The sequence below is a fragment of the Enterococcus sp. DIV1304_2 genome, from assembly GCF_050555445.1.
Lineage (GTDB): Bacteria > Bacillota > Bacilli > Lactobacillales > Enterococcaceae > Enterococcus_B > Enterococcus_B pernyi.
Genome location: NZ_CP187851.1, coordinates 393,153 through 404,990, shown reverse-complemented (window position 1 = coordinate 404,990; position 11,838 = coordinate 393,153). Strand labels below are relative to the sequence as shown.

Sequence of the window (11,838 nt, the reverse complement as noted above, 5' to 3'; positions counted from 1 at the left end):
TCCTAAGATAAATTGATTCTCAACCACCCGATCTCTAAATAGGGAAAGAAAAATTTTTAAGAAATCTTTGTGCAATATCAAAAAAAGCTTCTTCCTCTAATGTATCAATGTATTTAACATTTCTTTTAGCTTTTTCGGTATAGTCAAGAGAGAATACTTGAAGCGTATTTACTTTGCTTCTCTTTACTTCATCTAGCTTGAACTTATCGCTTTGAATAGGCACAAGAAATGGTCTATTTTTATCACTTGTAGTAATTGGGCATAGGATAATTAAATTTGTTGCTAACGAACTTTCTATCCTCTACTCTCTAAATACGTAAAAATCTAATTTTTCTTCATTCCTACTTCCATAAAAAAATAGTGGATAAAGTATATTACCGAATACTTCATCCACTATTTTTATCATATTATTAAACTATCTACTTCTTCACTTCTGCAACTAATTTTGCCAATGCTTGTTTTTGATAGGTTGTCGCTAAGTCTTTTGATACTTGTTGTTGTTCTTCTTGAGACATCGTTGGATTTTGGGCCATAGCCTTCATCAAGCCTTCTTTGACAAATTTTTGGGCATCGGCTTCCATCGTGCTTTTTTGTTCTTCGACACGTTTTGCCAATTCAGAAGCTTGGTCGGTACTTAATTCAATCCAATCAGCGGGAAGTTTGAACGTATTGACCCGGCGTTCATATTCATGGTTATTATCCGCCAAGTTGAACCAGAATTTGTATTGGTCATTTTTATAAACCCAATAAGTTGTTTCACTGACTTTTTCTGCTTTGCCGTCCGTTTGTTCGACCTTATTTGTTTCATTTTTTGTGCCAGTTGCTTTTGGTTCTTTTTGCTTGTCATCTGTGCGATATAAGTAGACTTTTTCTGTCCCATCTCCTAATGACTGATAGAGTAGCATATTTACTTCTGACTGGTCCGCACTAGAAACGATCGGAGTCGTTTTTGTTTCTGTCACTTCTTCCATACCAAAATGATTAGTGATATTTCCTACGATCAGCCCTAACGAGAGAACAAACAGTAAGCCAAAGACGAGTGAAAGAAGTGTTTGCCACATTTTTTTTGCAAACACATTCGTCAAAGCAAAAGCAATGACACTGGCAATCAATACGAAAATAATCATGCGTTATCCCCCACTTCCACCACTACTGGTTCTTTTCTTTTTAAGAAGAAAGCAATCGCAAAACCAATCAAGCCGAATATGATTGCGACAAAGAAGGCCGCATGGTAACCAGATAAAGTCGCGTTGATTGCTTGATCTTTATAGGCTAAAGGTGTACTTTTCAATACAGCATCCGTTGGTAGATTATCTTTCGTAACATTCGTCAACACACTGATCAAAATCGCAGTTCCGATCGAACTTGCGATTTGGCGGAAGGTATTGTTCACCGCTGTTCCGTGGCTGATCAAATTGTTAGGTAAAGCATTCATTCCTGATGTTGTCACCGGCATCATGACCATTGAGATCCCAAACATTCGGATCGCATAAAGAATGACGATATACAAAACAGGTGTCGTTTCAGTCAAGAAGGCAAAAGGTGCTGTAGCTGCTGTTAGGATGAACATCCCAACAATCGCAAGACGTTTTGCCCCGTGTTTATCAAAAATCGCACCAGTGATCGGCATCATGGCACCCATGATCAATGCACCAGGAAGCAACATCAAGCCAGAGTGGAATGCCGATTCTCCACGAATATTTTGAATATACAATGGCACGACCATTTCCGCACCGACCATCGCCATATTCGTTACGCCAGCTAAAATCGCTGCAATCGTAAAGGTTGGCGATTTGAAGACACGTAACTCTAGGAAAGGATGTTCTAAGTGCAATTGACGCCAAGCAAATGCGGCGATAAAAATCACACCGACAATCAAGAAGCTGATTACTTTTGTACTTCCCCAACCAGCGTCTCCTACGCTTGAAAATCCGTATAGCAAACTACCAAATCCAATCGTTGAAAGAATAGCAGAGAAAATATCAATACTTGGATTAGATAAAGGAATCACACTTTTCATCAAAAAGAATGCGAGTACTAAGACAAGAACGACGATTGGAATAACCATTCCAAACAGATCGCGCCAATGATAGTTATCAATGATATAACCAGATAATGTTGGACCTAATGCTGGCGCTAATCCGATAACGATCCCAGACATTCCCATAGCAGAACCTCTTTTTTCTGGTGGGAAGATCGATAGCATAATATTTTGCAATAATGGCATAGATACCCCTACCCCACACGCTTGGATCAATCGTCCAATCAGTAGTGTGCTAAAGTTAGGAGCCGTAAAACAGGTGATCGTTCCAATCAAAAAAATCGTCATAGCAGACAGATATAATTTTCTAGAACTAAATTTATTGATCAACCAAGCAGTGATGGGAATCATGATCCCGTTCACTAGTAAAAATCCTGTTGTCAACCATTGCACATCAGAAGCTGAAATATCAAAAGCTTTCATCAATGCTGGAAAAGCAGTTGTCAATAAAGTCTGATTCAAGACTGTACAAAATGTCCCAATCAATAACACGACAACTAATAGTGTACGATTATATGGTTTTCCGTAAATATCTACGGGTTGATTCTTACTCATGTTTCTCCTTCTTTCTGAATGTTTTCTGAAATCACTAAGATACTTTATTCCTATTTTTATCTTTTGTCAACCTACTTGACACGATAGTCAACAAAAGTATAATTAAGGGAACAACCAACAAAGGAGTGTGACGAATGGTGGGGGCTTCACTTAAACAATTATTGGAAAATGACCATTTATTAGTAGGCATCAGTGAATTGAGTGAGATCGTCGGAGTTTCACCACGACAATTGAGATACTGGGAACAAAAAGGCTTTATCCAATCCGTTACTGCTGACGCGAATTGTTCAAGAAAATACCGATTACCGACAGTAGTCAAAGTTGAGATCATCAAAAAATTTTTAGATGAAGGGTACACGTTGACCAAAGCCGCTGAAAAAGCTCAGGAACGTTTAAACAAAATGCACCATGTCCGAAAAGTTTTCTCAAAGTCCATCAAGGACATCCAATTGATTGATGAACGTTATACACTCCTTTTAATTGGCGACTTCAATGATCTGGAACAGCTATGTATTATTCATGACGAAGAAACGGATGAACTATCTTATAAGATCCTTCCAGCAGATGAAACGATCGATCCTAAAAAAGTACTGGAAAAATAAGAAAAGATTGCAGGTTGATTTTTTTACTCCATTAAAACTTGTAGCCGACATGCTACAGTTAAATAAAAAGCCACCACGAGGTCTAGACAGAAGTGTTCATCCTCGAGAAATAAGGCGCCATCCACGAAAATTGTTTTTCAAATTTTTGTGGATGGCGCCTTTTTAAGTTGTTTGTCATAAACTTTCCATTTATTTTCTTATTTCTTGTTCCAATACTTGTGTCAACCAGTTGATATATTCGGTTTCTCGATTGATTGCGTGAGACAAGATCAGATAATGGCCATAATTTTCATGTTGGTCTTTTTCTGTCGGGAAAATCACTCGTTGTCGGACGAATAAATGCTGTCTTTTTTCTTCATGAAGCTCCTTTTGCTGTTCAAGAATCTCGATCCATGTTGGATCATTGATATCTTTCACAAAATACAGTTTCAAGACAAATTCATCTCGGTTGACTGGAAGTTCATTTGGCGAGGTATGGATCCATTCGTTTAACAAAACACGCCCTTCTTCAGTCAGCTGATAAATTTTCTTTTCTAGCTTGACTCCAGTGATCCCTACTTCATGTTTGATGATTCCTAGTTCTTCCATTTTGGCCAGTTCAGGATAGATCTGACTATGCTTTGCCTGCCAGAATTCACCGATTTCATTTTTGAATGCTTGATTCAATTCATACCCCGTTTGATTTTTTTTGCTCAGTAATCCCAGTAATATATAGCGTAATGTATTTTTTCTAGCCATCAAAATTTCCTCCTTGACATTCTCTCAAAATCATTCTATCATAATCACGTAATCAAAAACATGTAAATTATTACATGTTTTAATTTAAAGGGAGATGTTTTACATGAAACAATTCAAAAACTTAGAAGATTTTATTGGAACTCACTTTATCTATACGTATGATAATGGTTGGGAATATGAATGGTATGCAAAAAATGACCACACCGTTGACTATCGTATTCATGGCGGAATGGTCAAAGGTCGTTGGGTCAAAGATCAAGAAGCAGATATTGTAAAATTAACAGATGGTGTTTTTAAAATCACTTGGACTGAACCAACTGGTACAGACGTTGCTTTAGACTTTATGCCAAATGAGAAAAAACTCCATGGCACGATTTTCTTCCCTAAATGGGTCGAAGAACATCCAGAGATCACTGTCACTTTCCAAAACGAACATATTGCGGAAATGGAAGCTGCTCGTGAAAAATATGAAACATACCCAAAACTAGTTGTTCCAGAATTTGCGACAATTACTTATATGGGTGATGCGGGTGTTGATAATGAAGATGTAATTAGCGAAGAACCTTATGAAGGCATGCCAAAAGACATTCGTGAAGGTCGTTACTTCGACGAAAACTACCGTCGCATCAATAAATAATCACTCTACCTCACTCGTATAAAATCAAAAGCCACTCCTTCAATTGATGAAGACCAGTGGCTTTTTGATCATTATAAACGGAGGCTTTTGTTTCTACCCTTTATTTTATTGTAAATAAATGTGGTCATTTAACTTTTCCAATTGATTTCTTTATGATTTACATAAATAATTTCATGTTATTTTCAAATTTTTTCTAATTCCTTGCCTCTCTTTTCATTAACCTTTATGATAAGTTTAGTTATTATATGAAAAGGAGCCAAACAGTTGAAAAAATATAGACCATATTTTTTGATTTTTATTTTCGCAATTATTTTCGTATTGCCAAATATATTATCACACAAATTGATCATCGGGGCTGATGCGCCATTTCATTACAATCGTTTTTATGATGCAGCCCAACAAATTATTCACGGAGACTTACACTACTTCCCATCGATGTATGGCTTTCAACAAAGCGGTCGGATCGTCAATGCAATCTACGGTCCCTTATTCTCATACTTTCAAGGGTTGATCGTACTCGTTGCTAGAAGTTGGTATCATTACCAGATTTTATCGAATTTTATCCTCTTCCTTATCGCAGGTTGGTCCATGTTGACTTTGTTGCGTTATGTAAAAGTACGTGAATGGGTAAGTGTACCGGTTTCAGTCCTGTTCATGACGACCTATTCGATCCAATATTGGGCTGTCAATCAAGGTTTTACGAGCTGGGGAACAGTATTTTATCCTTTATGTATGATCCCGCTCGTTGATTTCATCGTGCATAAAAAATTCCCTGTACTTAAAGTAACTGCAGCGATTGCATTGATGACGCAGATCCATCTGCTATCTTCTGTGATGCTAGTATTGATGTATATTCCTTTTTATGGGTATTATTTCTTCACACAAACCAACAAGGGAAAAGCTCTTTTACAATTAGGGAAATCAATTTTGCTTTACTTTATCCTAACGGCAAACATCTGGGTAGGTATGGCGATGGTTTACAGTGGTAATGAGATTCTTCCACCTTTCGTCAATCGACGCATGACAGAGAAATCAATCAATCTTGAGGGAAGTTACTGGTTGAATTATCCGAAAATCCTACCTGTCGTTTTATTTGCTGGATTTTTATGTTTCTTATTGTTCCGAAAAAGAGAAGAACTGTTTCCAAAACTTTTGTTGCGCACAAGTGTTGTGTTCTTCTTACTTTCAACCAGCCTGATCCCTTGGAATACATTAGTTGAAAACGAAGTACCATTTATTAGCTTGATCCAGTTTCCGTTTCGTTTCTTTGTCCCATTTACCTTGCTTTTCTTACTTTACTTTGCGATTGTCGCCAATCGTTGGGAACACAAAACCTGGTTACGGATAGCTGCGACCTTACTGATCCTGATCAGTTCTGTTCAGACCATCCAAAACTTATACCGTCACCTCGATAAATGGGAAGATGAAACCTTTGTCAGTCGTCATACGTATTTGTTCGATACACCTGATGAAGCAAGAAAAACCTTCTATAGTCGTGATATGTCGAAAAGTTTATTTGTTTTCCAAAAGACAACACCAGACTATTTGCCGATCTATAAACAAACGACAGCGAATAAATACGATCGCTACAATGAAGAAATTTTGGAAAATGAAACAACGTTTATCAAATCCCATCCTGATGGTCGGTTGAGCATCAAATGGAAAAACACTGGTGAACCAACTGTTCATGTACCAGTCATTGTTTATGATCGCACCGTCTTGATGCAAAATGGACAGAAATTAACGGATATTGAATTGACCGATATCGGGACACCGATCGTCAAGCAGCATAATGGCATTAACGAGATCATTCTTTATTATGACCTTCCAGTCTATTTCTACTTCGTTGTTGCTGCGACTATTGCCGGTTGGCTATCCTTTTTAGGCATCTATCTTTCACAAAAGTTTAATTTTAGGAAAGAAAAAAATGTGAAAATCAGCTAGACTATCATTTTTTTAGAACGTTCAAAACATATATGATAAATTGACGACTAAGCGGGGCTGTGACAGATTGACTGTCACAGCCCCACTTATGTTTTAAAATTTGAAAGTATGAAAATCATCCTTTCTCTGCATACAATCGATTGGTTAGTAATGATCTTTTGCAGAATAAATAAAGATCGTCTCATTCTAAACTATATATGTCAGTCTGTGTTCATCTGTAATCCTTCTTGACCATTTCCAAGATAAAACATACTTTAGCGGTTCAGGTTTTCCTAATCCAGCAAAGAGAGAACGGTCGATATCCTTTATTAACTTATTAATTTTTTTATATTCGTTTTGTTTCCTTGCTCATACCAATAAGGATAGTCCTCCCAAGAATCATCAGATCAAGCATTAATCATCAGATTCAACCTCGATTAAATCATGTGTCTTAAACGAAACTCTAGAAAATTGTTCATCTCCTCGATGAATTTTTTCCATCACGTAACTATTAGAAAGTGTTCTTAATGTTTCTTGCATAGAGTCATAGTCTCTTTTTGACAAGACAACCACTTTGTCCTCCACATCTTTACTTGTTACAATCAGAGTTTCTGCGTCTTCATTGACTTTCTTCATGTAACTACGTAAATTTTGTCGGAAATTAGAATATGCGACTGCTTCCATGACTTTTCACTCCCCCTTTAGTATTATCTGAATTAATTGTACAATTAATCAAATGAACATTCTTTTAAATTTTTATTTTAATAACTTTAAATTTCATTCTCTAGTACCCCGTAAGATATATTCTCCATATTTTCTATATGGTTACTCTGCCGCTTACTTATAAATACGTTTGTTTCTTCTTTATTTTTTAAATAGCTATCTGATCGCCACAATCTTCATCAAATCGTTGATGTCTGCTTCTGTCTTTAATTCAAATAGCAAGGGCCAACTAGATGGACCGAATTTTTTTCTTTTTTTCCAGTTTTCTTGGATCTCCGGTTGTAATTCGGCCTGTAGCCGTTCCATTTCACTCACTTTCTTATCGGTTATCGTCATTGTTACGATCAAGCCATTCTTTTTAAAAATAATATCAAATAGCCACTTTTTTTTATGCCAATAACCAAATTGTCAACTATCCCAAAATCTAAACTCACGTTTCACCTCATAACGATTATTTAATATCTCTTCTATCTTAGGTAGTCGTCCGTAAGCATCCTCACTAGTAAACATTTTTATTGATTCTTCTGTGGGTTCATTCTGTTTATCTGATAAAACTTCCGCTTTATTTCGTTTCATAACCTCATTCTCCTTAATCATAGTATTCATTGACAAACACTAAAACCATTTCTTTGAAATCGTTATCAAAATAGTGAAATACTTTAATTATCCTATCTTCAACAACTAAAACTCTTTGTAAAACGATACGAGATTACCTTTGTCGCAAGAAACAAATCCAAATCCCTCATAAAAGTGCCTTACATCTGGAGCATCTTCAGTCAAAAGAATTTTCTGTCTTACGTCTTTATATTCCTGTAAAATCTCAGCCAGTAAATAAGTTCCTATCTTTTTATTTTGGTAATCAGGATGAACTAAGAGATCTTGAATATATATAATTGTCTGACCATCACCAACCACTCTGATCAATCCTACTAATTTATCTTGATGCCAAGCAGTTATTACGGATAAGGAATGAGCGATTGCTTTTTCTAACCTATCTAAATCATTCGTATAACTAGTCCATCCCACACTGGCATATAGATTTTCAAGTTCACTTTTATGTATCTGTGCATTGGTCTGATAATTTATCATGGATTTTCACTCCTATTTATTTTAGCTTGCTCTTTTTATATCGTTACTTCGATTATATCAATATTCCTTCTAAACAGCTTGGTATAACTGCAAAGCAAGGCTACTTATCTCAATTTTTATCTGGCTATTCTAATATTGGTTTACAAATGTTTTTCTAGACCACCAATAATAGTCAGCAATGCTATAAAAGCACATCTTTTTAAAACAGCTGACTGTTTTTAAAAGATGTGCTTTTTTATTATTCGCCTTTTTCTATTTTCACTCTCACTTTATAGATCCATTTCCACAGCTACTCCAAAATGATCACTAACGATCGGACCATTCGTCCCATCAAAGACGCGCGTATACGTACTGACTTTACTCTCCGTTGGAACGAAAATATAGTCGATTCGCAGTGCTTCTGTATTGTTTTCCCAGCCATCGATTTTTTTCTCGATCGTGGCTTCTTCAGATTTTTGTTCAGCTAAAATATATGAATCTTTGATGTTCAATTGGTTGTCTTCATTAACTAAGCGATACCCTTCCTCACTTGCTGGATTATTAAAATCACCCATCAACAAGCAAGGTATTTGATAAGTTAGGAGTTCTTTCTGTAAGAATTGCCACTCGTAGGCAAAGCCCGTTTCTATATCTGACCACCAAGAGAAATGACAGCTTGCGACAACGATTGATTGATTGTCAATAACTGTTTTGGCAACAAGGATCATGCGTGTACGGTAGTTTTCTTTTTCTTTTGTTTCAGACACTATGTATGCCCGACTATCCAAAGGAGCCTTTGATAAAATAGCGTTTCCTTCTTCGTACTTGTCATAACCAATATGACTCATTTCCCAACTCCAAAAATAGGATTCTCCTGCTTCTGCCAGTCGTTGGATCAAGCAATAAGCGAAATTATCTTTGTGGATTGGGGTCTGATTCGTTACTGGACAAAAACCGACTAGCTCTTGTTCATTTACGATTTTTGTTTCAATCAGTTGATTGACCTCTTGTAAAGCAATGACATCATAGCGCTCAGTTAAAATCTTGTCTGCAAGGTCTTGTAGTTTAGTTACTGGTTCTTCTTCCAACCAACTATGGGTATTCAACGTCATTATTTTCACTTTTTTTGAACCTCTTTTCTATTTTTACATAAAAATCAGAGACTGTTACGTCAGCGCTGATCATTGAAGAAATCTCTCCTCAATCGTCTCGCTTTTTCGTCACAATCTCTGATCACTTCTTTTATTTATTATAGCTTGATTTTTCCGATTTCTGTACCCATTTCAACAGAACCAAGTGTAGTGATCGCCACTTCTTTCACTTTATCATCTGTGAAAATGACCATGATCGTTGTATCTTTTCCTTGTTCTTTGACTTTCGCCAGATCCATTCGAGCAATCGGCATACCTGGTGTGACTTCTTGTCCTTCTTTCACAGATACTTCAAATGCAGGTTGCGCCATTTGGACAGTATCGATTCCCATGTGGATCAGTACTTCTGCGCCTTCAGCTGTTTCCATCCCGATGGCGTGTTTCGTTGGGAATACGCTAACGATTTTACCCGCTACTGGAGCAGTGATCGCATCTGTTTCAGGAATGACTGCAAAACCGTCACCCATCATTTTTTGTGAAAAGACTGGATCATTGACCGCTGCTAAAGCAATCACTTCTCCTTTGGCTACTGCGTACAATTCTTTTTCGATTCCTAATGCTGCTGTCGCTGTTTCTTTTTCCATCACGACTTCTTTGACTTGTGGTTCAGGAATATCTGCGCCTGATTGCAACAAATCTTCAATATCTGATTTTAACACATCTGCTTTTGGTCCATAAACTGCTTGGACACCATTGTCTTTGACGATCAAGCCCATTGCGCCAGCACGTTTCCACGCGTCTTCTGAACCAACTCTACCTCGATCTGCCACTGTTACACGTAAACGCGTCATACAAGCATCCACGTCTTTGATATTTTCTTTTCCACCTAATAAATGGATGATTTGGATAATTTGTTGATCCGCCGCTCCTGTTGTCGTGCCAGCGGTTGTTTCTTCACTATCATTGTCATAGTTTCCATTACGTCCTGGTGTCGCAAAGTTGAATTTCTTGATCAAGAAGTTTGCTAAGAAATAAGTGACTACGCCAAAGAGAATGACACAGATGACGAAGTTGATCAAATCGCCGCCAAGTCCTGCTTTGATCCCTAATGGTGTTCGCGTCAATAATTCGATATTCCCGAAGGAGTGGACACGCAACGGTAAAATATCCGCCATCGCAAAAGCTGCTCCTTGGATCACTGCATAGATCGCATACAGTGGAACTGCCGCAAACATAAACATAAATTCTAGTGGTTCTGTTACCCCTGTTAAAAAGACAGCTAAAGCAGCTGAGAAATACATGGATTTGTATTTTGCTTTTTTGTCTGGATCGACATTGCGATACATCGCAAGCGCCATCCCCATCAAAATACCAGAAGAACCAATCATTTGACCGACTTTGAAACGTGCCGGTGTCCAATTGTTCAAGACGAATTCATACTGTGCCATGTCTCCTGCACCTCGCAGGTTCACTAAGTCAGTTGCCCAAGCTAACCATAATGGATCTTGACCAAATACTTGTGTACCGGCTTGTGCGCCAGATAAAATCTCATAGGTTCCACCTAATTGCGTATAGTTGATTGGAATCGTCAACATGTGGTGTAAACCAAAAGGTAGTAATAACCGTTCTAATGTTCCATATAAAAATGGTGCTAAAATTGGTGCGCTATCTTGCGATTGTGCAATCCATAAACCAAAGTTGTTGATTCCTGCTTGAATAGCTGGCCAAACTGCTGCCAAAATAAGAGCTACGATCGTTGACCAAAGAATCACTACAAAAGGAACAAATCGTTTCCCATTAAAGAAAGAAAGTGCATCTGGTAATTTACGGTAGTTATAGTATTTGTTATAAGCCATCGCACCGACGAACCCAGCGATGATCCCTACGAATACCCCCATGTTCAATGCAGGAGCTTCTAAGACACTCGTAAAGAATCCTTTCACCATGATTCGTGTACCGAACAACGTATGTGTGAAGGCGTCTTCGTTTGCTAACATCTCTGTTGTGACCCCGAAGATCGCTCCTGTGATCCGATTGATCAAAACAAACGAGATTCCGGCAGCGAATGCACCACCTGCTCGTTCTTTTGCCCAACTACCACCTATCGCTAATGCAAATAATAAATGCAAGTTCCCAATAATTGCCCAACCAATACTTTCAAGAACGCCACCCGTAGTGACAAGTGCTGCCATGTTCGGGTTGATCAATGGGATCGATTTCCCGATACTGATCATTAAACCAGCAGCTGGCATAACTGCTACAACGACCATTAAAGCCTTTCCAAATTTCTGCCAAAAATCAAAACTAAACATTTTCTTCAATTTCTATCTCTCCTTTACGCAATCGGTTTCGTTAATTCGTATTATAGAGGTAATTCCTTTTTTTGTAAATGCTTTATTTTTATTTTATTTATTTTTTTATCCAAAAGCATGATACAGCTAATATAATAAGAACTATAAA

General features: G+C 37.5%; 12 protein-coding genes and 2 pseudogenes. 3 read left to right on the top strand and 11 right to left on the bottom strand.

The genetic code is table 11. The annotated features are described in order from the left end of the window. Positions 1–34 precede the first annotated feature (34 nt). The 3 genes from IGJ14_RS01970 to IGJ14_RS01960 form a co-directional block, all read right to left on the bottom strand. Positions 35–268 (bottom strand): type II toxin-antitoxin system PemK/MazF family toxin, encoded by a 234-nt coding sequence (locus tag IGJ14_RS01970; RefSeq protein ID WP_272019741.1) that lies wholly within the window; start codon positions 266–268, stop codon positions 35–37. Between the two features lie 151 nt (positions 269–419). Continuing rightward, a complete protein-coding gene (locus IGJ14_RS01965) occupies positions 420–1,127 on the bottom strand; it encodes a DUF4811 domain-containing protein (RefSeq protein ID WP_019723917.1) in 708 nt (235 codons plus the stop codon). Further along, entirely contained in the window at positions 1,124–2,596 is a 1,473-nt protein-coding gene (locus IGJ14_RS01960; RefSeq protein WP_019723916.1) for an MDR family MFS transporter, read from the bottom strand. Before IGJ14_RS01960 ends, IGJ14_RS01965 begins: the two co-directional genes overlap by 4 nt. A gap of 134 nt (positions 2,597–2,730) precedes the next feature. On the opposite strand from IGJ14_RS01960, the gene IGJ14_RS01955 reads away from it, so the two are divergent. Then, entirely contained in the window at positions 2,731–3,198 is a 468-nt protein-coding gene (locus tag IGJ14_RS01955) for a MerR family transcriptional regulator (protein ID WP_010736380.1), read from the top strand. A gap of 189 nt (positions 3,199–3,387) precedes the next feature. Here the strand turns inward: IGJ14_RS01955 and IGJ14_RS01950 are convergent, their stop codons facing one another. Continuing rightward, positions 3,388–3,936: a PadR family transcriptional regulator gene (locus IGJ14_RS01950; protein ID WP_019723915.1), complete on the bottom strand. Its 549-nt coding sequence runs from the start codon at positions 3,934–3,936 to the stop codon at positions 3,388–3,390. 103 nt (positions 3,937–4,039) lie between these two features. Here IGJ14_RS01950 and IGJ14_RS01945 point away from each other — a divergent pair, with 103 nt between their 5' ends. Further along, positions 4,040–4,573: a phenolic acid decarboxylase gene (locus tag IGJ14_RS01945; protein WP_023519065.1), complete on the top strand. Its 534-nt coding sequence runs from the start codon at positions 4,040–4,042 to the stop codon at positions 4,571–4,573. A 264-nt stretch (positions 4,574–4,837) separates the two neighbouring features. Beyond that, on the top strand, positions 4,838–6,517 hold the full coding sequence (locus IGJ14_RS01940; RefSeq protein WP_019723809.1) for a hypothetical protein: 1,680 nt from the start codon (positions 4,838–4,840) through the stop codon (positions 6,515–6,517). A gap of 186 nt (positions 6,518–6,703) precedes the next feature. Here IGJ14_RS01940 and IGJ14_RS01935 read toward each other — a convergent pair. From IGJ14_RS01935 to IGJ14_RS01905, 7 genes and pseudogenes are all read right to left on the bottom strand, one after another. Further along, positions 6,704–6,903 (bottom strand): annotated as a pseudogene (locus IGJ14_RS01935) (Txe/YoeB family addiction module toxin); the annotation flags it as partial. A gap of 7 nt (positions 6,904–6,910) precedes the next feature. Further along, positions 6,911–7,180 (bottom strand): type II toxin-antitoxin system Phd/YefM family antitoxin, encoded by a 270-nt coding sequence (locus IGJ14_RS01930; protein ID WP_019723810.1) that lies wholly within the window; start codon positions 7,178–7,180, stop codon positions 6,911–6,913. A 195-nt stretch (positions 7,181–7,375) separates the two neighbouring features. Then, positions 7,376–7,606, bottom strand: a pseudogene (locus IGJ14_RS01925) (DUF3788 family protein); the annotation flags it as partial. Between the two features lie 21 nt (positions 7,607–7,627). After that, complete coding sequence (locus IGJ14_RS01920; RefSeq protein ID WP_019723812.1) at positions 7,628–7,795, bottom strand: hypothetical protein; 168 nt, start codon at positions 7,793–7,795, stop codon at positions 7,628–7,630. A gap of 105 nt (positions 7,796–7,900) precedes the next feature. After that, the gene (locus tag IGJ14_RS01915; RefSeq protein WP_019723813.1) at positions 7,901–8,308 is read right to left on the bottom strand and encodes a GNAT family N-acetyltransferase; all 408 of its coding nucleotides are present in this window, start codon (positions 8,306–8,308) and stop codon (positions 7,901–7,903) included. 269 nt (positions 8,309–8,577) lie between these two features. Continuing rightward, the gene (locus IGJ14_RS01910) at positions 8,578–9,408 is read right to left on the bottom strand and encodes an endonuclease/exonuclease/phosphatase family protein (protein ID WP_029594149.1); all 831 of its coding nucleotides are present in this window, start codon (positions 9,406–9,408) and stop codon (positions 8,578–8,580) included. 128 nt (positions 9,409–9,536) lie between these two features. Next, positions 9,537–11,699 carry a PTS transporter subunit IIBC gene (locus tag IGJ14_RS01905; RefSeq protein WP_195339576.1) on the bottom strand — a complete coding sequence of 721 codons (2,163 nt, stop codon included), beginning with the start codon at positions 11,697–11,699 and terminating at the stop codon, positions 9,537–9,539. Positions 11,700–11,838: the final 139 nt, after the last annotated feature.